Consider the following 25575-nt stretch of genomic DNA (forward strand, 5'->3'; position numbering starts at 1 on the left):
AACCCGGTCAGAATTTGGGCAGGGGGTGGGGACGAGCCGGGCTTCGCCCACCGGGTGCGGCCGATGCGACCGACAGCGGGAGGCAGCGGTGAGGACAGCGACACTGGGGCCGGGACAGCGCGCGGAGGCACTCGCGGGCATGGCCGAGCGCGAACTGGACATTCTGGTGGTGGGCGGCGGAGTGGTCGGCGCGGGCACCGCGCTGGACGCGGTCACCCGGGGCCTGACCACCGGCCTGGTCGAGGCCCGCGACTGGGCGTCGGGCACGTCCAGCAGGTCCAGCAAGCTGATCCACGGCGGCCTGCGCTATCTGGAGATGCTGGACTTCGCGCTCGTGCGTGAGGCCCTGAAGGAGCGCGGCCTGCTGCTGGAGCGGCTGGCGCCGCACCTGGTCAAGCCCGTGCCGTTCCTCTACCCGCTCCAGCACAAGGGCTGGGAGCGGCTGTACGCCGGGTCGGGCGTCGCGCTCTACGACGCGATGTCGATGGCCCGTGACCACGGCCGGGGGCTGCCGGTGCACCGCCACCTGAGCCGCCGTCACGCCCTGCGCGTCGCCCCCGCCCTGCGCAAGGACGCCCTGGTCGGCGCGTTGCAGTACTACGACGCCCAGGTGGACGACGCCCGCTATGTGGCGACCCTGGTGCGCACCGCGGCGTCGTACGGCGCGAAGGTCGCCAACCGTGCCCGGGTGACCGCCTTCCTGCGCGAGGGCGAGCGGGTGGTCGGCGTCCGGGTGCAGGACGTGGAGGCGGGCGGGGAGTACGAGATCCACGCCAAGCAGGTCGTCAACGCCACCGGCGTGTGGACCGACGACACCCAGGCGATGGTGGGGGAGCGGGGCCAGTTCCACGTCCGTGCCTCCAAGGGCATCCACCTGGTCGTGCCCAAGGACCGCATCCACTCCTCGTCCGGGCTGATCCTGCGTACGGAGAAGTCCGTCCTGTTCGTCATACCGTGGGGGCGGCACTGGATCGTCGGCACCACCGACACCGACTGGGACCTGGACAAGGCCCACCCGGCCGCCTCCAGCGCGGACATCGACTATCTGCTGGAGCACGTCAACTCGGTGCTCGCGGTGCCGCTGACACGCGACGACGTCCAGGGCGTGTACGCGGGACTGCGCCCGCTGCTCGCCGGGGAGTCCGACGCGACCAGCAAGCTCTCGCGGGAGCACACCGTGGCGCATCCGGCACCGGGGCTCGTCGTGGTCGCCGGCGGCAAGTACACGACGTACCGGGTGATGGCGAAGGACGCGGTCGACGAGGCGGTGCACGGCCTCGACATGCGCGTCGCCGACTGCGTCACCGAGGACATCCCACTGCTGGGCGCGGAGGGCTACCAGGCGATGTGGAACGCGCGTGCGCGGATCGCCGCCCGCACCGGGCTGCACGTGGTGCGCATCGAGCACCTGCTGAACCGGTACGGGTCGATGGCGGACGAGGTCCTGGACCTGGTCGCCGCCGACCCCTCGCTGGGCGAGCCCTTGCAGGCGGCCGACGACTACCTGCGCGCCGAGATCGTGTACGCCGCCACGCACGAGGGCGCGCGGCACCTGGACGACGTGCTGACCCGCCGGACCAGGATCTCGATCGAGACCTTCGACCGCGGCACCCGCAGCGCCCGCGAGGCCGCCGAACTCATGGGGGCCGTCCTCGGCTGGGACAAGAACCAGATCGAACGTGAGGTCGCGCACTACGAGAAGCGGGTGCAGGCCGAGCGGGAGTCCCAGTTGCAGCCCGACGACCTCACGGCGGACGCGGCGCGGCTGGGGGCGCCGGACATCGTGCCCCTCTGACCGGGCGTCGCGCCGCCCCGGCCCGGCCGGCTGGACGCGGCGTGCCCGCCGGCCGGCCCTTGTCGCTCCGCTTCCGTGCGGCGCGGCCCGACATCACTCGAACGGGTGCCGTGAACCGGGATCTTTGTTCGCGGCCCGCCCGTTCCAAGAGATGTGGGGGCGGGATTCGGCCAGGAGCGGGGAGGGTCCGCGGCCCGCTTCCGCCGCCGCACCCGGGCCGCGTGCGGCGGGCCGGGAGCAGGCGGCGGCGGACGGACGGGGGCAGGACGACGGCACCCTGGGCGTCGGCCACTTGTCGGGTGAGAGACAATGGTGGCTCTGTCAGGGCGGGTTGCATGAGGGGACGCATGTCGGACGCGGAGCGGGCGGGGACATCCCGTCAGGACAAGAGCGGACGTCTCCTCGCCGGGCGGTACCGGCTGGGAGAAGTGCTCGGCCGCGGCGGCATGGGCACGGTGTGGCGGGCCGAGGACGAGACCCTGGGCCGGACCGTCGCCGTCAAGGAGCTGCGGTTCCCGTCCAACATCGACGAGGACGAGAAGCGGCGCCTGATCACGCGGACCCTGCGCGAGGCCAAGGCGATCGCGCGGATCCGCAACAACAGCGCCGTCACCGTCTTCGACGTGGTCGACGAGGACGACCGGCCGTGGATCGTGATGGAACTGGTGGAGGGGAAATCCCTCGCCGAGGCCATCCGCGAGGACGGCCTGCTCACGCCGAAGCGCGCGGCCGAGGTCGGGCTCGCGATCCTCGACGTGCTGCGCTCGGCCCACCGCGAGGGCATCCTGCACCGCGACGTGAAGCCGTCCAACGTGCTGATCGCCGAGGACGGCCGGGTCGTGCTCACCGACTTCGGCATCGCCCAGGTCGAGGGTGACCCGTCCATCACCTCCACCGGCATGCTCGTCGGCGCGCCCTCCTACATCTCCCCGGAGCGGGCCCGCGGGCACAAACCGGGACCGGCGGCCGACCTGTGGTCCCTCGGCGGCCTGCTGTACGCGGCGGTGGAAGGCATCCCGCCGTACGACAGGGGGTCGGCGATCGCGACGCTGACCGCGGTGATGACGGAGCCCCTGGAGGAGCCCAAGAACGCGGGCCCGCTCAAGGACGTGATCCGCGGGCTGCTCACCAAGGACGCGGCCAAGCGGCTGGACGACGCGGGCGCCCGGGCCATGCTCAACGCGGTGATCCACGCGCCTGAGCCGGAGCCCGAGCCGGAGCCGCTGGACGCCACGCGGGTTGTTCCGCTGCCGGCGCAGCCCGACGGGGCCGCGGACAAGGCCCCGTCGAGCGGCGGCAAGCGGAGCGAGGAGGCCGCGGAGAGGCTGCGCGGCGCGCTGCGTTCGGTGCGCAAGGCCGCGGGGGCGGCCACGGCCGCGGCCGCGGGCCGGGCGGCGGGAAGCGGCGAGGGCACGGCGGCGGACGCGGACGAGGCCGCGCCGGACGCGGGCGCCCCGGCTTCCGGTGCGTCGGGCGCGACCGGCTCCGCCTCCCCGTCCGCTTCGGCCGGCCCGGCGGCATCGGGCGCGGACGCGAAGCCCGCGACGGCGAGACCGAGTTCCGGGTGGCCCGTGGTGCCGCCGCCGGATCTGCCGCCGCGGTCGGTGCCCCGGGCACCGCTCACGGACGTGGTGCCCAAGCGCACGTTGGTGATCATCGCCGTGGTGGTGGCACTCGTGGTGCTCGGCACGGTGCTCGCCCTCACCCTCGGTGACGGCAACGGCTCCAAGAACGCGAAGGACGGCGGGGACACCAAGCCGGTGGCGAGTGCGGGCGTCAGCGCGGACAGCAAGGACGGCAAGAAGGGCGGCGGCACCGGCACGGACGGCGAGACCGCGGACTCCTCGGCCACGGGCACGGCGGACACCGCGACGGGCTCCGCGTCCGGAGCGGGCGCCGACCCGAGCAAGAGCGCGGACCACGACGCCACTTCCGGCGCATCGAACTCCAGTGGCAACGGCGGAGCGCCCGTGGTGGCGACGCACCAGGGGAAGCAGTACTCCATCGGCCTGCCCGCGGGCTGGAAGTACCAGTCCTCGGACGCCGCCGGGGACCGGTTCACCGGACCCGACGGACAGAAGCTCCTCGTCGCCTGGACCAGCACCCCCAAGGACGACCCGGTGGCGGACTGGAAGAACCAGGAACGCGACATGAGACGTTCCCAGTACCAGCGGATCCGCATAGCGAAGGTGGACTACCGCGGCTGGAACACGGCCGACTGGGAGTTCACCTACGTGGACGGCGGCACGAAGTACCGCACCGTCGACCGGGGTTTCGTGGTCGACGGGCGGGCCGGATACGCGCTGATGTACACCGCGAAGTCCGCGCAGTGGAACAGCGAATTGCGCACGGGCACCTGGAAGACGCTGACGGCGTCCTTCGAACCCAAGGTCTGAGACGGGCCGCTCCGGTTTCGGGGAGTGACAATCCGGTCAAGCCCTCAATGCGGGTTGCCTCCGGCACGTATCGTGAGTGGTTGCGGACCGTACGCATCCAGGAATCCCAACCGAACGGGCCGTACGGCGAACGGAATTGAGAGACAGGGCAGCCGGGGGAGGCAACGTGGACGACTACGCGGGTCGGGTGCTCGCCGACCGCTACCGCCTGCCCCTGCCGCCCTCCGACGAGTACGAACTCACCGAGACCCGCGCCTTCGACACCTACAGCGGGCAGGAAGTGCTGATCCGGCAGGTGCCGTTGCCCGAGGTCGTCGAGGCGGAGGTACTCGACGCGGACGGGCTGCCCGACGGTTTCACCGCCCGTGACCACGGCTCGCGGCGGCCCCCGGAGGCCCGCGCGGCGACCCGGCGGCCCTTGGACCCGGCGGTGCGGCGCGCCGTCGAGGCGGCGCAGGCCGCCGCCCGTATCCCGGACCATCCGCGGCTCGACCAGGTCTTCGACGTGTTCGCCGAGGGCGGTTCGCTGTGGATCGTCAGTGAATGGGTCGCGGCGCGCCCGCTGTCCGCGCTGCTGGTCGAGCACCCGCTGACGCCCTATCGGGCGGCCGAGGTCGCCTCCGACGTCCTGATGGCGCTGCGGGTGCTGCACGCGCACGGCTGGGTGCACCGCAACATCACCGCCCGTACGGTCCTGGTCTGCGACGACGGCCGGGTGATGCTGACCGGTCTCGCGGTCGGCGCGGCTGAGGAGGCGCTGTCCGGCTACGACCCGGTACCGCCTCCGGAGGAGCCGGAGGGCACCGGCCCGCAGGGCTTTTCCGGCCCCGGCGGCCTTGTCGGCCCTCGCGGCCCCGGCGAACCCGTCGGCCGGAGCGACCCGGCCGGACAGGCTCCGGCACCCCGCGGCGCGCTCGGGCCCGGCGGCACGGTGGGGCCCGGCCTGTCGAGTAGGACCGGCGGTGCGCTCGGTCCCGGCGGTCCCGGCGGTCCCGGCGGTGAGTTTGGGGCCGGTGGGGCTGGTCGTGCGGTTGGTGGTGCCGGTGGGCCTGTCGGACCTGGTGGGACGTTCGGGTCCGGTGGTGCGGGTGGCCTCGGTGGAGGTCGTGCGGTTGGTGGGTCCGGCGGTCCGGCTGGGCCGAGCGGCGAGGGTGGTTCCGGTGGGCCCGGTCACGTGGGTCCGGACGGGTCCGGTCCTGCGGCCGGCGGTCCCGGTGGGCCCGTCGGTCCGGGCAGGGCGTTCGGGGCCGGCGGTCCCGACGGGCCCGGTGGTGTCGTCGGGCGGGGCGGTTCCGCGGTGCCCGGCGGGAGCGGGGACGATGTCGGCCGGACCGGCGGAGGCGGTGGCGGGACGTCGGAGGGCGCCGATCCCGAGGCCGCCCGGCGAGCCGCGATCCAGGCGCGAGCCGTGGGCGGGCGACCGGCGCCCGGTGCGGAGGGCACCGACGGGACCGGGACCCCGGGAGCGCAGGGCCGTCCCGCGCCGGAGAGCGGCGAGGACATCAGGGCCGCCCGCGCCGGGGCGATCGCCGCGTACCGGGCAGGCGCCCGGGCCGCCGCCCGCGTACAGGAGGCACAGCAGAACGGGCGCCCCGCGCTGCCCGGGGCCCGGCCGCCCGCCGACGGCGACACCGGTGCCGCGTACCGGGCAGGGGGCGCCGCCCCGGCGCCGTATCCCCCCGGCCAGGACACGGACCGACGGACCGGTGACACATCCCCCGGACAGATAGCCGACCCCTATGGCGTGCGTGCCACGCCCTGGCACGGGGCGTCCCCGCGCGGCACCCAGGGCGGGGACCCGCAGCGGACGGCGCTCCCGCAGGGCGGCCACCCGCCGGTGCCTTCCGGCGCGGCCCAGCCGCCCCGGGCCGCCGCCGACTCCGCACCGGCGCCCGCCCACTGGGGCGGACCGGCCGTCCCCGCCGGGCGGGGCCCCGCCACCGCGCTCGCCGCGGAACGGGCGCGTCAGGTGCGGATGACCGTGGTGGGCCCGGTGACCGAGCGCTGGGCGCCCGAGCAGGCCGGACCGGTGCACGAGAACTGGCAGTTGGCCGCCCCGATCGGTCCCGTGACCGACCTGTGGGCGCTCGGCGCGCTGCTGTTCAGAGCCGTCCAGGGCCACGCGCCGTACCCGGAGGAGTCGACGGCCGAGCTGGTCCAGCTGGTGTGCGCGGAGCCGCCCGCCTTCGCGGAGGAGTGCGGGCCGCTGCGCCCGGTCGTCGAGTCACTGCTGCGCCAGGACCCCACCGAGCGCCCGGACTTCGAGGAGCTGAGCGGCTGGCTGCGTTCGCTGGTGCGGTCCGCGCCCGAGCCGGACGCGGGTACGCACGTCGTCCCCGCGCCGCCCGCCGACCCGAAGCGGCTGCCGATACTGCGCCGCCGCGGCGAACTGGTCCGCAGACGGCGGGCCCGGCTGTCTGCCGACAGCCCGCACGGGCGGCACAAGCGGGCCCGGGACCAGACCGGTTCCCCGCGCCGCCTGGGCCGCACCCTGCTCCTGCTGGTCCTGCTCCTGATGGTGGGCGGGGTCGCGTACGCGATGCTGTTCATGCCGAAGGCGGGCAGTACCGGCGCCTCCGACGGCAACCGGACCGGGACCACCGGACAGGTGGGCCGGACGGCCACGCCCTCGGGCGAGCCGGGCACCGGCCCCTCGGCGGGCGCGTCCGAGGAGTCCTCCTCGGCGCCTTCCGCCGAGACGCAGACCACCTCCGGCGCCTCCGTCGCGGACGGTTTCACCCTGCGCAACGACCCCGACGGCTTCCAGATCGCCGTCGCCGACGGCTGGGACCGCACGCCCCGCAACGGCCGCGCCCAGGTGGTCTACAGCCACGGTGACTTCCAGCTCATCGTCGTACCGGGCCGGGACAGCACGGCCGAGTACGGCAGCGACCCCATGGTCTACCAGCGGGACAAGGAGAGCGAGCTGCGGCCCTACCGTGCCTCCAGCTGGGCCACCGCCTCCGGCCTCAGGACCATCGAGGTGGGCGGCCGGACCATGGCGGAGGGGCAGTTCACCTGGACCGACGAGCAGGGGCGCGACCTGTTCGTCCGCAACATCGCGATCCTCTTGAACGGCCGTTACCACGTGGTGCAGGTGCGCGGTCCGGAGGCCCAGCGGGACGAGGTCACAAGGCTGTATGAGCAGGCGTCGCAGTCGTACAAGTTCACCCGCTGACGCCCACCCCGGATCGGTTCCCGCGGGCTTGCGGAAGCGAAAACCGTCACAGTGCGGTCTCCGTGGTGCCCCGGATGTTCCATGAACGTCAGCCGGTCCTTAGTCTGAGCCTGTCAAGAGCATTGCGGGGCAACGTGAATCAGATGCAGGGCCTGCTCATCGCGGGCCGCTACCGGATCGCCGAATCCATCGGCAGCGGGGGCATGGGCCGGGTATGGCGTGCACACGACGAGGTGCTGCACCGGGCGGTCGCCATCAAGGAGTTGACCGCCGCCCTCTACGTCTCCGACAGTGACCAGGCCGTGCTGCTCGCCCGTACCCGGGCGGAGGCCCGTGCGGCGGCCCGCATCAACCACTCGGCCGTCGTCACCGTGCACGACGTACTGGAACACGACGGCCGTCCGTGGATCGTGATGGAGCTGGTCGAGGGCAACTCGCTGGCCGACGAGGTCAAGGAGCGGGGGCGGGTCGAGCCGCGGGAGGCCGCGCGCATCGGGATATGGGTGCTGCGGGCGCTGCGCGCCGCGCACGCCGCCGGTGTGCTGCACCGGGACGTCAAGCCGGGCAACGTACTGCTCGGACGGGACGGCCGTGTCCTGCTCACCGACTTCGGCATCGCCCAGATAGAGGGCGACTCCACCATCACCCGCACCGGCGAGGTCGTCGGCTCGGTCGACTACCTCGCCCCGGAGCGGGTACGCGGCCACGACCCGGGCCCCTCCTCCGACCTGTGGGCGCTGGGCGCGACGCTGTACACGGCGGTGGAAGGCCGGTCGCCGTTCCGCCGTACCTCACCGCTGTCCACTATGCAGGCGGTCGTCGAGGAGGAGGCCGGGGACCCGGTCCACGCCGGTCCGCTCGGGCCCGTCATCACCGCTCTGCTGAGCAAGGACCCCGCGGACCGGCCGGACATGGGGGAAGCGGAGCAGATGCTCGCGGAGGCGGCGGAGGGCCGGCGGCCCGGCGCCGCGCAGGCGTACGTACCGACGCAGAACGTGTCGGTCCACCCGGCGGAGTACATCGAGTACCGCTCGGCCACCGGGACCGGCTGGTCCAACTCGGCGATACCGCCCGCCCCTGGCACGGTGGCGACGGCACAGGACCACGCCGCGGTACCGGATGACGCGGCGGCACCCGCCGGACCTCGGCCCCGGCGCCGCCGCCTGCGCACCTTCGCCCTCGTGGTCGCCCTGGCCGCCGTCCTGGGCGGGGGCACCGCGGCGGCGCTGCACGAATTCGGCTCCGGGAACAAGGACGACGGCGCGGCCCTGACCACGCCGGACAGCACGGGCACCGCGGCACCCGCCGGCGGCGGGTCCACCCCCGCCCCCTCGGACGGCGCGTCCGACCCCGCCGGCTCCATCCCGGCCGACTGGAAGACCGTCAACGATCCTCTGGGCTTCAGCCTGGCGCTGCCGAAGACCTGGGAGCGGCAGGTGTACAGCATCGAGGGCGACCTGAAGCAGATCGACTACACACCCGACGGTGGCGAGCACTTCATCCGCATCTCCGTCGACGGCTCGCCGGACTTCGCCGACCCCCATCAGCACCAGATGGACCTGCAACAGCAGTTGTCCGGGCTCGTCGACTACCAGCAGGTGTCCCTGGAGCAGAATACCTACCGCGACCGCCCGGGGTCGCTGTGGGAGTACACCTGGACCGCACAGGCGAAGGACACGCAATTCCCGGGACCGCGGCACGCCATCGACGAGGCGTACATGTCCCGGGACGGCATCGAGTACGCGATCTACATGTCGTCGCCCGAGTCGGATTGGGCGACGACGAACAAGCAGTTCAAGACGGTTCTGCAGAGCTGGCAACAGCCGTAGCGGCGTCCGGCCGGACGAACATCCTGGTCCCCCGGGCCGTCGGCCCGGGGGACCAGGGTTCGGATCTCGCCCGGGAACGACTTGAGGAACGACCTCGGGAATGACCTCGGGAATGACTCAGGGCGACGACGAGCAAACAGTTCCCCCTGAGTGCCGCAGAGTCGGCAACCGGCCGAAGGCTGACACGCTTGGCCGGTCGACGCCCCGGAAGGGGAGCGTCCGGTGCGGCATGATGGCCCCATGGGGACCGACGGGGACGACTTCCGCGTGATCGCGGACCGTTACCGCCTGGAGGCCAGACTCGGGCGTGGCGGGATGGGCGTCGTGTGGCGCGCGGCCGACCAGTTGCTGGGGCGACTGGTGGCGGTCAAGGAACTCACCCAGGACGCCTCCCTCGCGGACGACGACGCCCGGCTCTACCGCGACCGCACCCTGCGTGAGGCCCGCGCGGTGGCCCAGCTGCACCATCCGCACATCATCGTCGTGCACGACGTCGTCGAACACGACGAACGCTCCTACATCGTCATGGAGCTGATCGACGGCGTGTCGCTCGCCGACCGGATCGCGGGACACGGACCGGTCGACGCCGACGAGGCCGCACGCATCGGCATCGGCCTGCTCAGCGCGTTGCGCACCGCGCACGCCGCCGGTGTCCTGCACCGCGACATCAAGCCCGCGAACGTCCTGATCGAGTCCGACACCGACCGGGTCGTCCTCACCGACTTCGGGATCGCCCAGGTCGCGGGCGCCACCACGCTCACCGAGACCGGCTCCTTCGTGGGCTCGCCCGAGTACACCGCGCCCGAACGGATGGCCGGGACCCGGACCGGGCCCGAGTCCGACCTGTGGTCGCTGGGCGCGTTGCTGTGTACGGCGCTCAGCGGCGAGTCGCCGTTCCGGCGCGACTCGCTCGGCGGCATCCTGCACGCCGTCGTGTCCGACGAGATCCGGCCGCCCGCGCAGGCCGAGCCGCTGCTGCCGGTCGTCCGGGGCCTATTGGAACGCGACCCGGAGCGGCGGCTGAACGCGGCGGAGGCGGAGCGGATGCTGCGCGCGTTCCGGGAGACCGGCCGCACACCGCCGGCGGCCGGCGTGTCCCGGCCGGCCAGCCTGTACACGCCGACCCAGCGGGACGTGCCGAGGCCCGCGCTCCCCGACCGGCAGCCGGTACGGCCGTCCCCGCGGGCCGTGCTGGTGGCGGCGCTGCTGGTCGCGGCGATGACCGGGGCGGGCGTGTCGGCGGCGGTGCTGCTGCTCGACCGCAGCGGAGAGGGCGGCGGCACGCCGGGGCCGGCGCCGGGCACGTCGGCGAGCGCGTCCACCCCGGCATCTGCGTCCACCTCGGTGACCGCGTCCGTGTCGGCGACCGGGTCGGACCCGGCGACCGCGTCCGGGGCGTCGAACGGGCCGCCCTCGCCCACCGCGGCGGCCGACCACCCCGTCACCACCTCCGGCATCCGCCCGGCACCCGCGGGCTATCGCACCGCACAGGACCCGGCCGGTTTCTCCTTCGCCGTACCCGAGGACTTCACCCGCGAACGCCAGGGCGAGCGCGTCTTCTACCTGTCACCGGGGGAGACCTTCCGGCTCGGCGTCAAGGTCACCGCCCCCGGACCGGGCGGCCCGCTCGGGGTGATGCGCCGGGCGGCGGACCAAGGCCCGCGCACGAACCCCGGTTACCGCGACGGCCGGGTCGTCCGTACGACGCACGACGGACTTCCGGCCGCGCTCTGGGAGTTCAGCTGGGGCGGCTTCAACGTGGTGGAAGGCCCACGGCACACCTACGACCTCTGCTGGGAGGAGAACGGCCGGCTGTACGACGTGTGGGTGTCGGCGCCAGTGGGGAAGGCCCGCGAGGCCCGGGAGTACTTCGACGTGGCACTCGACACCTTCGTCCGGGAATGACGTCGCACCCGCGAGGCGACCACGACCACTTGCTCTGCGACGCCACGGTCACGCGGCGCCGGGGGCACCGGACCGGCTGCCGTGGGACGAAGGCCGACGACACGCGCGGGCGGTGGCCGCGCGCGTCGACAAGGACGCGCCGCGCACGGTACTGATGGGGCATGAGTGATGACGGTGCAGATGCACCTGAGGCCGACGGGCGTCTGATAGGCGGCCGGTACCGGCTGTTGGAGCGCGTCGGCTCCGGCGGAGCGGCCGACGGCGCCGCCACCGGCAGGGTCTGGCGGGCCGTCGACGAGGCGGCCGACCGCGAAGTCGCCGTCAAGCAGCCGCTGTCGCCGCTGTCGTACCCGTCGGACCTGCCGGACCCCTCGTACCCGCCAGGCCCGTCGTACCCGCCGGACCCGCGCGTCGCCAACCGGCTCCAGCACGAGGCACGCGCCGCCGCCCGGGTGGACCACCCGTCCGCCGTCTCCATCCTGGACGTCGTCCTCGACGACGGGCTCCCGTGGATCGTCATGGAGTTGATCCACGGAGAGTCGCTCGGCACGGTGCTGCGCCGCGGTCCGCTGCCGCCCGCCGAAACCGCGCGCATCGGCCTCGCCGTCCTCGGCGCGTTGCGCGCGGCGCACGCCGTCGGCATCGTGCACCGGGACGTCAAACCGGCCAACGTCCTGATCGAGTCCGGAACGGACCGCATCGTCCTCACCGACTTCGGCACCTGGTACGGCAGTCCCACGGCCCCCTCCGACCCCGTCGACCCCCTCGGCCGCCCCCGTGACTTCCTCGCCCCTGAGCGGATGTCCCGGCCGGGCGCCGGACCCGCCTCCGATCTCTGGTCCCTGGGCGCGCTGCTGTATGTGACCGTCGAGGGCCACGCGCCCTTTTCCCGGACGACCGCCGGTTCGGGGACCGGACCTTCTGTCTCCGGAACCTCTGTCTCTGGACCTTCTGTCTCCGGAACCTCTGCCTCCGTAGCTTCTGGCTCTGGAGCCTCTACGTCCGTAGCCTCCGCGTCCGGCGTGCTTCCGTCCGGCGTGCCCTTGTCCCGCCTGTCCGAGGCCACGGCCGCCGAACTCCGGCCCCCCGGCTACGAGCGCGCCGGTCCGCTCGGTCCGTTGCTCACCCGGCTCCTGGCGCGCGAACCGGCCGACCGGCCGGAGCCGGACGAGGTCGCGGCCGTACTGCGCGCCGTCGCCACGGCGGGGCGCGAGGGTGAACGTGAGCGCGAGGGTGAACGTGAGAGTGCGGGCGTGCACTGAGGCGCAGGCGCGACCCGAGTGACGGCGCGCTCCGTCGCGCGTGTCGCCTCAAGGTCCTTCCACCGACCCGGCACCTACATACAACGCCCTGATCAGGCTATTTGCTGCCAGTGATCACTGGCGTCATGTGAGCACTCCGTGAATGGCCGTTACCGACGGGTACCCAAAGTTTCCGCTCCGGAATACCCTGCCGCTCATGACCGACTCGCAGGCCCAGGACGACTCGCAGGTCCAGGACGGTTCTCCGGCCCAGGACGATTCGCAGACCCGGGAACAGGCTCCGGCGCCGACCGCGGCCGGCACCAACCCCCTGGCTCCCGCCCCCGAGGGCGCGCGGACCGCCGCGGACGTGGTCACGCCGGAGCTGATCGCCCAGCTCACCAAGGGCATCATCGGTTCCGGCCGGACCGCCAACCACACGCCGTTCACCGGTGAGAAGCTGGCCGACCTGCCCGAGTCCACGCCCGAGGACGTACTCAAGGCGTTCGAGGCGGCCCGCGTCGCCCAGGCCGTATGGGCACGGACCCCGGTGCGGCAGCGGGCCGCCGTGCTGCTGCGCTTCCACGACCTGGTCCTTGACCGGCAGGCCGAGGTCCTCGACCTGATCCAGTTGGAGACCGGCAAGGCGCGGCTGCACGCCCACGAGGAGGTCCAGGCCGTCGCCATCGCCTCCCGGCACTACGGCCGCAAGGCGCCCGCCTACCTGAGGCCCAAGCGGCACACCGGCGCGGTGCCCACCCTCACCAAGGTCACCGAACTGCGCCACCCGCGCGGGGTCGTGGGCCAGATCGTCCCCTGGAACTACCCCCTGGAGCTGTCGGTCGGCGACGCGCTCCCGGCCTTCGTCGCCGGCAACGCGGTCGTGATGAAACCGGACACCGAGACCTGCCTCACCGCGCTGTGGGCCCGTGACCTGCTGATCGAGGCCGGGCTGCCGGCCGGCGTTTTCCAGGTGGTCCTCGGCGACGGCCCGGTGGTCGGCCCGGAGGTGGTCAGGCACGCGGACTACGTCTCCTTCACCGGCTCCACCCGCACCGGGCGCGAGGTGGCCCAGGGCGCCGCCGCCCGGCTGGTCGGCGTCTCCCTCGAACTCGGCGGCAAGAACGCCATGCTGGTGCTGGCGGACGCCGACATCGAGAAGGCCGCCGCGGGCGCCGTCCGCGCCTGCTTCTCCTCCGCGGGCCAACTCTGCATCTCCATCGAGCGGTTGTACGTCCACGAGTCGGTCGCCGACGCCTTCCTGGAGCGGTTCGCGGCCCGTACGAAGGCCATGCGGCTCGGCAACTCCCTGGCCTACGGCGCCGACATGGGTTCGCTCGTCGGGGAACGTCAGCTGGAGACCGTGCGGCGGCATGTCACGGAGGCCGTGGCGAAGGGCGCGAAGGTGGTCGCCGGCGGGGTGGCCCGCCCGGACATCGGGCCGTACTTCTTCGAACCCACCATCCTCGACGGCGTCGAGGCGCCGATGGCGGTCTGTGCCGAGGAGACCTTCGGCCCGGTCGTGTCGGTCTACCGGTTCGCGACCGACGACGAGGCGGTCGAGCACGCCAACTCCACGCCGTACGGGCTGAATTCGTCGGTGTGGACGAAGGACGCCGGCCGGGGCCGGGCCGTCGCCGCGCGGCTGCGCACGGGCACGGTCAACATCAACGAGGGCTACGCGTCCGCGTACGGCAGCGTGCAGTCCCCGATGGGTGGCATGAAGGAGTCCGGCCTGGGCCGCAGGCACGGCTCCGAGGGCATCCTCAAGTACACCGAGTCCCAGACCGTCGCGCAGCAGCGCCTGCTGCCGCTGGCGCCCTCGCTGGGCATGGACGACGAGAAGTACGCGGCGTTCATGAGCACGAGTCTGCGGGTCATGAAGGCACTGCGGCTCAAGTAGGCGGTCGCGCCGCGGGCGCGGCAGACCGCGCGTCCGGCCACGGACGGCCGCACGCCCGGCCCACTCGCTCCAAGCACTGCACACTCAAAGGGGAGAAGGCACGTGCCTGAGGACGCTTCCGCGCAGGACCATGAGGCCCAGGACCACGAGGCCCAGGACCACACCGCGCCGGATCGGGCCGCACAGGACCATGACGCGCGCGATCACGACCCACACGACCCGGCCCCTGCACCTGACCATACGCACGTCTACGCCGACGTCTACGCCGACGACCACGCCGACGACTATGACTACGACTACGACGTCATCGTCGTCGGCTCCGGCTTCGGCGGCTCCGTGACGGCCCTGCGGCTGACCGAGAAGGGCTACCGTGTCGGCGTCCTCGAAGCGGGCCGTCGCTTCACCCGCGAAACCCTCCCCAGGAACTCCTGGGACCTCAAGAACTACCTCTGGGCGCCCAAACTCGGCATGTACGGTATCCAGCGCATCCATCTGCTCGGCAATGTCATGGTCCTCGCGGGCGCGGGTGTGGGCGGCGGCTCGCTGAACTACGCCAACACCCTCTACGTACCGCCGAAGGCGTTCTTCGACGACCCGCAGTGGAAGGACATCACCGACTGGCAGGAGGAGCTGAAGCCGTACTACGACCAGGCGCGGCGCATGCTCGGCGTACGGCTCAACCCGACCATGACCCCCTCCGACGTGCACCTCAAGGCCGCGGCGCAGCGGATGGGCGTGGGCGACACCTTCCATCTGGCCCCGGTCGGCGTGTTCTTCGGCGACGGCGAGGACGCCGACGGCAAGGCGCAGGCGCGGCCGGGGGAGCAGGTGGCGGATCCGTACTTCGGCGGTGCCGGCCCGGCCCGCAGCGCCTGCACCGAGTGCGGCGAGTGCATGACGGGCTGCCGGCACGGGGCGAAGAACACCCTCAACGAGAACTACCTCCACCTCGCCGAGCAGGCGGGCGCGGTGGTGCACCCCATGACGACGGTCGTGTCGGTCACCGACGACTCGCGGGGCGGCTACGCGGTGGCGACCCTGCCGACCGACGACCGCAAGAAGGGCGAGGGCCGGACCTTCACGGCCCGCCGGGTGGTGCTGGCCGCCGGTACCTACGGCACCCAGACCCTGCTGCACCGCATGAAGGCGAGTGGACAACTGCCGTACCTCTCGCGCCGGTTGGGTGAACTGACCCGCACCAACTCCGAGGCCCTGGTGGGTGCGCAGACCGACGACCGGCGCTACCGCAAGGCGCACGGCACCGCGCGGGCCGACTTCACCCGGGGCGTGGCGATCACATCGTCCATCCACCCGGACGCCGACACCCACATCGAGCCGGTCCGCTACGGCAAGGGCTCGAACTCGATGGGCGGGCTCTCGATCCTCCAGGTCCCCTACGCCGAGGGCTCCTCGCGCCTCCTGGCCTGGCTGGGCAGCGCGGCCCGGCACCCATGGCTGGTGGTCCGTTCCCTGTCCAACCGCCGCTGGTCGGAGCGGACCATCATCGGCCTGGTGATGCAGTCCCTGGACAACTCCCTGACGACGTATCTGAGACCGGACGGCGTGGGCAAGGGGCTGCTCACCGCCCGGCAGGGCCATGGCGCGCCCAACCCCCAGCAGATCAAGGCGGCTTCGCAGGCGGCGTCCGTGCTCGCGGAGGAGATCAACGGCTTCCCAGGCAGCAACGTCGGCGAGCTGATGGGCACGCCCCTCACCGCCCACTTCCTCGGCGGCTGTCCGATCGGCGACTCGCGCGAGACGGGCGTCATCGACCCGTACCACCGGCTGTACGGCCACCCCGGCATCTCCGTGGTGGACGGGGCGTCGGTGTCGGCGAACCTGGGCGTCAACCCGTCCCTCACCATCACCGCGCAGGCCGAACGGGCGATGTCGTACTGGCCCAACAAGGGTGAGCCGGACCCCCGCCCGGTCCAGGGGGCGGGCTACGAGCGCCTGGAGCCGGTGGAGCCGCGCAGTCCGGCGGTCCCGGCGGACGCCTTCGGTGCCCTGCGCCTGCCGTTCCTGGGGATACCGGCGGTGCCGCCCAAGCAGTAGGCCGGAGACAGCGCGCCGACCGCCGACCGCCACCGCCGACCGTGAGGCCGAGAACAGAGGAGAGGGAGCTGCGCCCCCCTCCGAGCGCAGCTGCCTCTCCTCTGTCTCGGTCATGCTCACGGCTGGATCCCGGAGAGCTTGTCGATCTCTTGGATCCAGCAGGTTTGATCAGTGAGACCGGGCTACGGTTGCGTACTTCCTCACGGAATTCTTATGTGGGCTGGATCACATTTCCGCATGGCTGAGGGGTGCCTTGTGTGTGCCTGATGGCTGAGGGGTGCCTTGTGTGTGTCTGTCGGAGGGGTGCCGGCGTACGTGCCGTGGGCCCCATGTCGAAGGGCCCCGCGGGACGGAATCCGCGGGGCCCTTCTCCGTCAGCACCGACGTCAGGGCAGCGTCGGTGCCCGGAAGCGGCGCCGGGGGGTTGCGCCGCTCGTCCTTACGTCAGCCCTGCGCCCCTCGTGCCCTCGGTCGGCGCCCCGGCGCACCCGGGGTGTGCGCATGGTCTCGACCTCTGGCAGACGGGGGTGCATCGCCATGCGGTTGTCTGTTCCGGGGACTTGGGGGTTTCTCCGCATCGTGCTGGATGGACGCGGCATCCGCAACCGTTTGACCCAGCCCTTGCGCATTTTTGCACTTTCCGCCGACCGGCCCCGGGCGTCCCCGGAGCCGGTCGGTTCTCTTGGGCGACCGGGCTGCTGTCCCCTGCGGTCCGGTCACTTGCCTGGAGCGAGGTCCCACGACGCACGGCATGATCCGCACGCCTCATCGCTCCAGCGAGCCACGCGTGGTTCTTCGGGCCCGCCCCTGGCTGGCACGGACACCGGGACCAACGAAGCGGTGCGCGGGGCGGTCACGCGCCGTACGAGTGAGAGGGGGACCGAACTCAGATGCGACCACGGCACAGTTCGAGGAGTGTCATGGCGAGGGCGGTGCCGGGCTTGCCCAGTTCCTCCCGGTAGCGGCCGAGGATCTCCATCTCCCTGGAAAGGTTCACGCGCCGTCCGCCGGACGCGATCCGTGCCTCCTGGATCACGGAGGACACGGCCATCCGTTCCTGGACGAGGCCGATGATCCGGTCGTCCAGCGCGTCGACGCGTTCACGGGCGTCGCTGATCGTGCCGGCGGCCTCGGCCGTACGGGCGCCGGTCTTCTCGGTGCTGGTGGTCATCTCGGGGCTCCTTGTCGGTGGACCCCGGCCCGGCAGGCTCCGCAAACGCCAGGCGCCCCGGGCCTTGTCGGCCCGGGGCGCCTGGGGAAGTCGCTTGTCAGTTGCTCAAGCAGCACGACCATGGCAGCCGGTGGGCCGGTTGCCATAGGTAAACAGGAAGGTCGCATGCGTGAGCATGGGTCCAGTATGCCATGGCACGGGTTTCGGCGGCGGGGCCGGGAGTCCGGCCGGGCTCCGGAGCGGGCCGCGTTCCGGCGCGGCGAGGCAGTCACGCCCGCGCCGTTAGAATCGGGAACCAGCAACCCCCGCCCCAACCCGCCGGAAGGCACCCCGTGTCATCAGCGACTCCCGCTGCCGCCACCCCCGACACCGTCCTGGTCGTCGACTTCGGCGCGCAGTACGCCCAGCTCATCGCCCGTCGTGTCCGCGAGGCGCGGGTCTACAGCGAGATCGTGCCGAGCACCATGCCGGTCGTCGAGATGCTCGCCAAGAACCCCGCGGCGATCATCCTCTCCGGCGGCCCCTCGTCGGTGTACGAGGCGGGCGCCCCGACCGTGGACCGCGCACTGTTCGAGGCGGGCGTCCCCGTCTTCGGCATGTGCTACGGCTTCCAGCTGATGGCCCGGGCCCTCGGCGGCACGGTGGACAACACCGGCGCCCGCGAGTACGGCCGCACCGACCTGCACGTCTCCAAGCCGTCCTCCACCCTGTTCGAGGGCACCCCGGCCGAGCAGTCCGTGTGGATGTCGCACGGCGACGCCTGCTCCGCCGCCCCGGCGGGCTTCACGGTCACGGCCTCCACCGCCGTCGTACCGGTCGCCGCCTTCGAGGACGACGAGAAGCGGCTGTACGGCGTCCAGCACCACCCCGAGGTGATGCACTCCACCTACGGCCAGCAGGTGCTTGAGCACTTCCTGTACCGCGGCGCGGGCCTGACCCCGTCCTGGACCACCGGCAGTGTGATCGAGGAGCAGGTCGCCGCGATCCGCGAGCGGGTCGGCGACAAGCGCGCGATCTGCGGCCTGTCCGGCGGCGTGGACTCCGCGGTGGCCGCCGCCCTCGTCCAGCGGGCCATCGGCTCCCAGCTGACCTGCGTCTACGTCGACCACGGCCTGATGCGCAAGGGCGAGACCGAGCAGGTCGAGAAGGACTTCGTGGCCGCCACCGGCGTCCAGCTGAAGGTCGTCGACGCCGAGGAGCGCTTCCTCACCGCCCTCAAGGGGGTCGCCGACCCCGAGGAGAAGCGGAAGATCATCGGGCGGGAGTTCATCCGGGTCTTCGAGCAGGCCCAGGCCGAGATCATCGCCGACGAGGGCCCCGCGGTGGAGTTCCTGGTGCAGGGCACCCTCTACCCGGACGTGGTCGAGTCCGGCGGCGGCACCGGCACCGCCAACATCAAGTCCCACCACAACGTCGGCGGGCTCCCGGAGGACCTGGAGTTCCAGCTCGTCGAACCGCTGCGCAAGCTGTTCAAGGACGAGGTCCGGATGGTCGGCCAGGAGCTGGGGCTGCCCGCGGAGATCGTCCAGCGCCAGCCCTTCCCGGGCCCCGGCCTCGGCATCCGTATCGTCGGCGAGGTCACCAAGGAGCGGCTCGACCTGCTCCGCGAGGCCGATGCCATCGCCCGCGAGGAGCTGACCGCGGCCGGCCTGGACCGCGACATCTGGCAGTGCCCGGTGGTGCTGCTCGCGGACGTCCGCAGCGTCGGCGTCCAGGGCGACGGCCGCACCTACGGCCACCCGGTCGTGCTGCGGCCCGTCTCCTCCGAGGACGCCATGACCGCCGACTGGTCCCGGCTGCCGTACGACGTCCTCGCGCGGATCTCGACCCGGATCACCAACGAGGTCGCCGACGTCAACCGCGTCGTGCTCGACGTGACGTCGAAGCCGCCGGGCACCATCGAGTGGGAGTGAGCCCCGGGTACCGCCGGGGCCCTAGCGGCGCCTGAGCGTGCGCAGGGGCCGGCCCGGTTGCCAGCTCTCGGTGACCAGAAAGGTGCCGTCCGCGATGTAGGTCCGTACGACCTCCGTCAGCTCGGCACGGAAGAGGTGGAACGGCTGCGGCGGTTCCACCTCTTTCACGTACGCCTCCTTCACACCCGGATCCTCCACCTCGACCGCGCGTCCGCCGACCCGGACGTCGCCGTCACCGAGGTCCGTGCCGTCGCCGGGGTTCGCCTGGAGCACGAAGCGCGGGTCGCGGCGCAGGTCGAGCGTCTTGAGCGAGTGCGGCATCATGCCGAGCCAGAGTTCGCCGTCCAGGAAGCGGACCTCCAGGCCACTGGTGCGCGGTGAGCCGTCGCGACGCAGGGTGGCGAGGACGTGGTGACGGAACGCGCCGAAGCGCCGCTCGGCGATGCTGGCGAGTTCCGGTGCGGTGGTGCTGAAGGCTGCCCAGTTCATGCCCCCACCCTCGCTGCCATACCGGACATCTCCTGTCGGGTTTCCCTTGCGGACGTCATCTTTGCGCAACTTCTCTGTTCTCCTGCGCTGACCGACGGTAACTTCCGCCCCGTAACGCAACCCAGTGCTGGAGGACCTATGCACGGGCCGACCCCCACCCCGCCGCTGCCACTGCCCACCGACCAGTTGCAGTTCGCGATGCCGCCCATGCACGACTCGCTCGCCGCCGAACGGCGGCACCGCAAGGAACGGCTCGCGGGCGCGCTGCGGCTCTTCGGGCGGGCCGGATTCGAGGACGGGGTGTCGGGACACATCACCGCGCGCGACCCGGAGTACTCCGACTGCTTCTGGGTCAACCCGTTCGGGATGCCGTTCAAGCACGTCACCGTCAGCGATCTCGTCCTGGCCAACCAGGACGGGCAGGTCATCGAGGGCCGCTACCACGTCAACCAGGCCGCGTTCACCGTGCACGCCCAGGTGCACGCCGCCCGCCCGGACGTCGTCGCGGTCGCCCACTGCCACTCCGTGCACGGCCGGGCGCTGGCCGCGCTCGGCGACCTGCTCGACCCCATCACCCAGGAGAGCTGCGCCTTCTACGAGGACCACGCCCTCTACGACGCCTACACGGGTGTCGCCGTCGACGCCGAGGAGGGCCGCCGGATAGCGGCCGCGCTCGGCAGCCGCAAGGCGCTCGTCCTGCGCAACCACGGGCTGCTCACGGTCGGTGACTCGGTGGACGCGGCGTCCTGGTGGTTCCTGTCGATGGAACGGTCCTGCCAGGTGCAGCTGACGGCGAAGGCGGCCGGCCGGCCGGTCCTGATCGACCACAGGCTGGCGGTGGCGACCCGCGAGCAACTGGGCGGCGACCTGGTGGCCTGGATCAACTACCAGCCCCTGTGGCAGGACATCAGCCGCAGCGAGCCGGATCTGCTCAGTTAGCCCGCGCCGTCCTGGCCGAAGCCCTCGGAACCTGCCCAGCCCCCGCCGCAGCAGCGGTACGCCGTGGTGCCCGCAGCAGCGGTACGCCGTGGTGGTGGCCGACCGGTGCGGGTACCGGCGCAGGCACGGGCGTGGATGCGCGCGTGAGTACGGGCGTGGGTGCGGGGGCCGCAGGGCGCACGGGCGGCTGCCGCCTGGTCCACGTATGGCGGACGTACGGCGCACGCGCGGGGGCCGCAGGGCGCACGGGCGGCTGCCGCCTTGTCCACGTACGGCGGACGTACGGCGGACGCACCGCGGGCTGCCGTCGGCCGGTGGCGCCGAGGCCGGTCCGGGCGGAGGAGCCCGGCAGCCGGCCGCCTGGGGTCTGCGGCAGCGGACCGGTCCCGCGCGGTACGGCGATCTCCCCGAGCCGGGTCAACACGCCGGCCGTGCCTCACCCCCGGTGACCGTACCTGCCGGACGCCGGTTCCTCGGCATAGGGCACAATTCGCAGTCAGCACAAGGGAGTTGCGTGACGGCGGTCGAGCCCCGAGGGGGCCCGCCGGTCGCGCCGCGGGTCGTGGGGAAGGCGGGCGTCGGGCGTGGCGGTGCAGGAGGCGAGGCAGGGTGCGGGGACGGCCGCCCACGGGGGTGGCTGCACCTGCGGGGACTGCCCGCACGGGGCACGCGAGGGGCACCGCCGGGCGGTCGCCGAATTCGTCGCCAGACGCGACGAGTTCGCGGCCGGACGGGGCCTGCCGGCGGCGGTGGCCCACTCGGCCTCCGCCTCCCGCCAATGGGTCTCCGAGGAGTTGACGCAGTCGGCCGTGGCGGTCGCCGAGCGCGGCCGGGCGGAGGGCACGGCCTGGCTGGCACGGCTGTGGCTGCGCACGCTCTACGTGCTGTGGGCGGCCGTCGTCCTGCTGCTGCTCGTCCAGGCGCTGACGGCGGTCGGCGCGGGCTGGACCGGCGCGCGCACCGCCGGGCTGCTCGCCGCGCTGGTGGTGGTCTGCGCGCTCAGTGCCGCCTCCTGGTTCCACCGGGCCCGGGGCGGGGCGCTGGCTCCTGTCATCGGCGAGGACAACCGGCTCTCCACCTCCCGGACCGTCGCGGCGGCCTGGGTGCTGTTCGTGGCGTACGCGGTCCTGGTCCTGGCGGGCCGGCTCGCCGCCGCCTCCGACCCGGCCGAGCGCGACGCGCTGATCTCCGGTCTCGACCTGGCCCGCGGGGCGGGCGTGGTGACCGTCCTCGCGGTGGTCTGCGGGATCGCCGTACTCGTCCGGCGGGTGGTGGGCCTGCGCATCCTCGGCCAGCGCTTGCAGAAGGCACGGGCACACCGGCCGCGCGCGGCCGACCTGCTGACCGACGACGCGGGCCGGGGCACGTTCACCGACATCCAGTACGTCGTGATCGGCGCGGTGGCCCTGGTCTTCGCCGCGGTACGGCTCGCCCGTCGCCCCGACCAGCTCCCCGACCTGCCCTGGGGGCTGGCCGTACTCGTCCTGGTGTCCGCCGCCACCTATCTGGCCGGGAAGTACGCGGAGGGCGGGCGTCCGGTGATCCTCTCCGTGGTCCGCGCCCGCGAGGCCGGCGACCTGGACGGGCCGATCCGTACGGGCGACGACATCGAGATCCGCGGCGCCGGCTTCGTCCCGCCCGGCGCCCAGAGCGCAGAACGCCTCTCCCGCATGGTCGTCCGCATAGGCGCGGTCAACGTCCACGTCCCGCTGATCCCCGTCGCGGGCGGTTTCAGCAATCCGACGGACGGTGTGCTGACGGTCCCGGTCCCGGCGGAGGTGGAACCCGGATCGGTGGAGGTGCAGGTGGTCACCGCGGCGGGCGTGGTGACCAACCGCTGTGTCGTCGAGGTCACGGAGTGAGCGGCCGGTGAGCTGGTGCGGGGAGCACGGTCCGACCGGCCGGTGAGCGGGTGCGAGAGCTACGGTCCGACCGGCGTACATCCGTCCTCCGATGTCGGAAAAACGTCCGGGGAGAGGATTGAGTAGACGCCGTTTGTCATACGTATGGTCTGGCGAGGGCCTGACACGCGGGTGAGAGGCGGCAGTTTGCAATGACTCATGGTATTTGTTCCGAAATGCATACGTCCTATGTCGACGGTCGCCATGACTGGCGGGAGAACGCCACCCATTACGCCCTCCTTCCTTTGCGCATCTTCCTCGGTGTCACCTTCATCTACGCCGGCCTGGACAAGCTGACCGACAGCGCCTTCCTGAAGTCCGGTGGTTCCGGCTCCATCGGTGACACCATGCGAGCGGTCCGCGACTCCTCGGCCGTCCCGGCCCTGGTCGACCTGGCCCTCAAGAACCCCGTCGGCTTCGGCTATGCCATGGCCTTCGGCGAACTCGCCGTCGGCATCGGCATCCTGATCGGCCTGTTCTCCCGGCTGGCGGCGCTGGGCGGTGCGCTGATCTCGCTCAGCCTGTGGCTGACCGTCAGCTGGGCCGCGACCCCCTACTACTACGGCAACGACCTCGCCTATCTCATGGCCTGGCTACCCCTCGTCCTGGCCGGGGCGCCCTATCTCTCCTTGGACGCGGTCCTGCACACAAGGCGGCAGTCGGGAACCTTCCACTGACCATCCCGGCGCAGTGCTCGGCTGATCACTCCGCCGAGCGCTTCGCCGCCAAGTGCTCCGCCGCCGAGTGCTGCCCTGCCGAGCGCTTCGCCGTACGGGCCGTGGTGCGGTATCGGCCCGTCGGCCCGTCGGTCGTCCGGGGTCCTGGGCCCGGTCGTGGCCGCCGGTGGCGCTCAGTTGCCCGTGTCTCTTCGCGGCACTGGCCGGGTCGCCGTGCGTCGTCTGCGTATGAGCCGCGCCAGCACGGCTGCCGCGCCCGCGAGGCACAGGCCGCACACGACGAGGGGGACCATCGCGAACCAGGGGGTGTCCCACAGGCCGCCCGCGTCACCGGCGTACGCCACGGCCGCGCCGCTCAGGAAGACACCGATGATCAGCTTGCCCGGCTGGAACTCATGACCCTGCACGGCTCACCTCCACCTGTCCCACACCGACCTGGAGGTCGACGTCGAGGGTGCCGCCGCTCTTGCCGTTCTTGCCGGACGGCGTCGTCGGTGACAGCGTCACCTCCTTGTGCTTGCCGGGCGCCACGTCCATGTCCTCCTTGCCGTCCCCGGGCAACTGGATGTCGCCGACCCCCACATCCACGCTCAGCCGCACGGTCGCGTCGGGCGGCACGACGACCCGCAGCCGGCCTACACCCACCTGGGCTCTGGTCGACAGGGTTTGCCCCTCGGTGAGCCGGACCCCCGTCAGGTCCAGCGTGCCGACCCCGGTTCCGAGGTCGTACTTGGGCCGTACCTCCGCCACCGCGGCCGGCTGCCACGAGGTGGTCCGCCAGTGCGTGGTGATGTCCTTGGGCAGCGCCGCCGAGCCTGCGAGCAGCGCCGCCGTGACGAGCGCGAGGAACACCGAACCGGCTCCCGTGCGCCCGAGGAAGGCGCTGACCGCGATGCCGAGACCGAAGACGGCGAGCGCGCAGGCCAGCCCGGTCTGCAGGCTGGTGCCCAGCGGGTGCCCGTCCCACATCGCGCCCGTGCCGAGGCCGCCGGCCAGCAGCGCGAGCAGGAAGATCCAGCCGCCGATCCAGCGCGGGCCGCGCGGTCGGGGCACGGCGGGGCGCGGGGCGCGCCCGCCGCCGCGGGCATCCCGGAAGACGCCGGGGCCGACGGGCCGGAACGGATCCGCCCCCACCGCGTCGCCCGGACCCCACAGATATCCGGTGCCGCCCACGTGTGTGCCGTCCTTCACTATGGGGTCGCGCCACCAGGACGGGTACGCGGGCGGCGCGGGCGGTGCCTGGGCCTCCGGCGGGGCGTCCGGGAACACCGGGGCGGTGACGGGGCCACCCCGGCCCGAGCGCTGCCGAGAGCTTGGCGAAGGGTCCGGGTCGGGGACGCCGCGCCGCTGCGACCAGTACCCGGCACCGGCCAGCAGCAAGGAGACGACGACGGCGAACGTGAGCACGCCGCCGTTCCTCAGCATGGCCAGGAACACCCCGCAGCCGACCAGGGCGAACAGCACGGCCGCCAGGGCCTGCCCGTCGACCCGGCCGGTCAGCAGCTTGCGGACCTCGTTCTCCTCCTCGTCGTCGTACGACACGAAAAGCCAGGCGAACCCGTAGAAGATGAGCCCGACGCCCCCGCTGGCGGCCAGCACCGCCAGGGTGATCCGGAAGATCACCGGATCCATGTCGGTGTGCCGCCCGAGGCCGGAGCAGATCCCCGCCAGCACCCTGTGCCGCCGGTCGCGGCGGAACGCCCGGAGCGGCGGCACGCCGTCCCCGACGAGGGGCCCGGCGCCCTCGCCCGTCGTCCCCTCGGTGCCGGGCGCGCCCGTGTCGCCGCGCGCCCCGCTCGTGTCGGCCGCGGCGGGTGCGGCACCCGGCGGCCCGCTGCCCGGGGCGGGGCGCGGGCCGGGGCCGGGTCCCGGACCCGTCGCGGCGTGGTCGTGATCGGTCATGCCTCCATGGTGACGGCCCGGCCGCCGCGACGGCAGTCACGGCGACCCTGGCCGAACCCTGAAATCGCCCTGAGACGATGCCAGGGGCGCGTTCCGCGGCCGGTCGCGCCGGTGCGCGGACCTGAACTCCTCGGCCGGGTCGCATCGGCCCAGGACCCCTGCTGTGGCCGGTGCCGTGCCGGTTCCGGATCCTCTGCTGCGGCCGTGCCGCGTCGGTTCCGGACCCTTTGCTGCGCCGGTGCCGCGCCAGTTCTCGGGCCCCCGCTGCGGCCGGTGATCGG

At 72.8% G+C, this 25575-nt stretch carries 15 protein-coding genes and 1 pseudogene; 12 read left to right on the forward strand and 4 right to left on the reverse strand.

The window, feature by feature from the left end:
• The first annotated feature begins 88 nt into the window (after positions 1-88).
• From ACFY2B_RS01630 to ACFY2B_RS01665, 8 genes and pseudogenes are all read left to right on the forward strand, one after another.
• Complete coding sequence (locus tag ACFY2B_RS01630) at positions 89-1795, forward strand: glycerol-3-phosphate dehydrogenase/oxidase (protein WP_390761118.1); 1707 nt, start codon at positions 89-91, stop codon at positions 1793-1795.
• Positions 1796-2142: 347 nt separating this feature from the next.
• Positions 2143-4191 (forward strand): serine/threonine-protein kinase, encoded by a 2049-nt coding sequence (locus ACFY2B_RS01635; protein ID WP_390761119.1) that lies wholly within the window; start codon positions 2143-2145, stop codon positions 4189-4191.
• A gap of 166 nt (positions 4192-4357) precedes the next feature.
• On the forward strand, positions 4358-7369 hold the full coding sequence (locus ACFY2B_RS01640; protein WP_390761120.1) for a protein kinase: 3012 nt from the start codon (positions 4358-4360) through the stop codon (positions 7367-7369).
• A 143-nt stretch (positions 7370-7512) separates the two neighbouring features.
• The gene (locus ACFY2B_RS01645) at positions 7513-9198 is read left to right on the forward strand and encodes a serine/threonine-protein kinase (RefSeq protein WP_390761121.1); all 1686 of its coding nucleotides are present in this window, start codon (positions 7513-7515) and stop codon (positions 9196-9198) included.
• 240 nt (positions 9199-9438) lie between these two features.
• Positions 9439-11103: a serine/threonine-protein kinase gene (locus tag ACFY2B_RS01650; RefSeq protein ID WP_390761122.1), complete on the forward strand. Its 1665-nt coding sequence runs from the start codon at positions 9439-9441 to the stop codon at positions 11101-11103.
• 161 nt (positions 11104-11264) lie between these two features.
• Positions 11265-12302: pseudogene (locus ACFY2B_RS01655) on the forward strand (serine/threonine-protein kinase); the annotation flags it as partial.
• A gap of 259 nt (positions 12303-12561) precedes the next feature.
• Entirely contained in the window at positions 12562-14247 is a 1686-nt protein-coding gene (locus ACFY2B_RS01660) for a succinic semialdehyde dehydrogenase (RefSeq protein WP_390761123.1), read from the forward strand.
• Positions 14248-14553: 306 nt separating this feature from the next.
• Positions 14554-16302, forward strand: coding sequence for a GMC family oxidoreductase N-terminal domain-containing protein (locus ACFY2B_RS01665; protein WP_390761513.1), 1749 nt, complete (start codon positions 14554-14556; stop codon positions 16300-16302).
• 886 nt (positions 16303-17188) lie between these two features.
• Here ACFY2B_RS01665 and ACFY2B_RS01670 read toward each other — a convergent pair.
• Positions 17189-17509 carry a chorismate mutase gene (locus ACFY2B_RS01670; RefSeq protein WP_390761514.1) on the reverse strand — a complete coding sequence of 107 codons (321 nt, stop codon included), beginning with the start codon at positions 17507-17509 and terminating at the stop codon, positions 17189-17191.
• A gap of 296 nt (positions 17510-17805) precedes the next feature.
• Between ACFY2B_RS01670 and guaA the strand changes: the two genes are divergently transcribed.
• The gene (gene guaA, locus ACFY2B_RS01675) at positions 17806-19386 is read left to right on the forward strand and encodes a glutamine-hydrolyzing GMP synthase (protein ID WP_390761124.1); all 1581 of its coding nucleotides are present in this window, start codon (positions 17806-17808) and stop codon (positions 19384-19386) included.
• Positions 19387-19407: 21 nt separating this feature from the next.
• On the opposite strand, the gene ACFY2B_RS01680 is transcribed toward guaA, so the two are convergent.
• Positions 19408-19875: a pyridoxamine 5'-phosphate oxidase family protein gene (locus tag ACFY2B_RS01680; RefSeq protein WP_390761125.1), complete on the reverse strand. Its 468-nt coding sequence runs from the start codon at positions 19873-19875 to the stop codon at positions 19408-19410.
• A gap of 138 nt (positions 19876-20013) precedes the next feature.
• Here ACFY2B_RS01680 and ACFY2B_RS01685 point away from each other — a divergent pair, with 138 nt between their 5' ends.
• The 3 genes from ACFY2B_RS01685 (at position 20014) to ACFY2B_RS01695 (ending at position 23392) form a co-directional block, all read left to right on the forward strand.
• The gene (locus tag ACFY2B_RS01685; protein ID WP_390761126.1) at positions 20014-20814 is read left to right on the forward strand and encodes a class II aldolase/adducin family protein; all 801 of its coding nucleotides are present in this window, start codon (positions 20014-20016) and stop codon (positions 20812-20814) included.
• Between the two features lie 584 nt (positions 20815-21398).
• A complete protein-coding gene (locus ACFY2B_RS01690; protein ID WP_390761127.1) occupies positions 21399-22676 on the forward strand; it encodes a hypothetical protein in 1278 nt (425 codons plus the stop codon).
• A gap of 191 nt (positions 22677-22867) precedes the next feature.
• Positions 22868-23392 (forward strand): DoxX family protein, encoded by a 525-nt coding sequence (locus ACFY2B_RS01695; RefSeq protein ID WP_390761128.1) that lies wholly within the window; start codon positions 22868-22870, stop codon positions 23390-23392.
• 173 nt (positions 23393-23565) lie between these two features.
• Here the strand turns inward: ACFY2B_RS01695 and ACFY2B_RS01700 are convergent, their stop codons facing one another.
• Together ACFY2B_RS01700 and ACFY2B_RS01705 are read right to left on the reverse strand one after the other, a co-directional pair.
• A complete protein-coding gene (locus ACFY2B_RS01700) occupies positions 23566-23799 on the reverse strand; it encodes a hypothetical protein (protein ID WP_390761129.1) in 234 nt (77 codons plus the stop codon).
• The gene (locus ACFY2B_RS01705; protein ID WP_390761130.1) at positions 23786-25294 is read right to left on the reverse strand and encodes a PspC domain-containing protein; all 1509 of its coding nucleotides are present in this window, start codon (positions 25292-25294) and stop codon (positions 23786-23788) included. The genes ACFY2B_RS01700 and ACFY2B_RS01705 overlap by 14 nt, the downstream gene beginning before the upstream one ends.
• Positions 25295-25575: the final 281 nt, after the last annotated feature.

The sequence above is a fragment of the Streptomyces sp. NPDC001270 genome, from assembly GCF_042896695.1.
Classification (GTDB): Bacteria; Actinomycetota; Actinomycetes; order Streptomycetales; family Streptomycetaceae; genus Streptomyces.

Coding starts and splice junctions, on each gene's coding strand:
- ACFY2B_RS01685 (WP_390761126.1), top strand. CDS start 20,014: ATGCACGGGCCGACCCCCACCCCGCCGCTGCCACTGCCCACCGACCAG.
- ACFY2B_RS01705 (WP_390761130.1), bottom strand. CDS start 25,294: ATGACCGATCACGACCACGCCGCGACGGGTCCGGGACCCGGCCCCGGC.
- ACFY2B_RS01650 (WP_390761122.1), top strand. CDS start 9,439: ATGGGGACCGACGGGGACGACTTCCGCGTGATCGCGGACCGTTACCGC.
- ACFY2B_RS01695 (WP_390761128.1), top strand. CDS start 22,868: ATGACTCATGGTATTTGTTCCGAAATGCATACGTCCTATGTCGACGGT.
- ACFY2B_RS01645 (WP_390761121.1), top strand. CDS start 7,513: ATGCAGGGCCTGCTCATCGCGGGCCGCTACCGGATCGCCGAATCCATC.
- ACFY2B_RS01680 (WP_390761125.1), bottom strand. CDS start 19,875: ATGAACTGGGCAGCCTTCAGCACCACCGCACCGGAACTCGCCAGCATC.
- ACFY2B_RS01660 (WP_390761123.1), top strand. CDS start 12,562: ATGACCGACTCGCAGGCCCAGGACGACTCGCAGGTCCAGGACGGTTCT.
- ACFY2B_RS01635 (WP_390761119.1), top strand. CDS start 2,143: ATGTCGGACGCGGAGCGGGCGGGGACATCCCGTCAGGACAAGAGCGGA.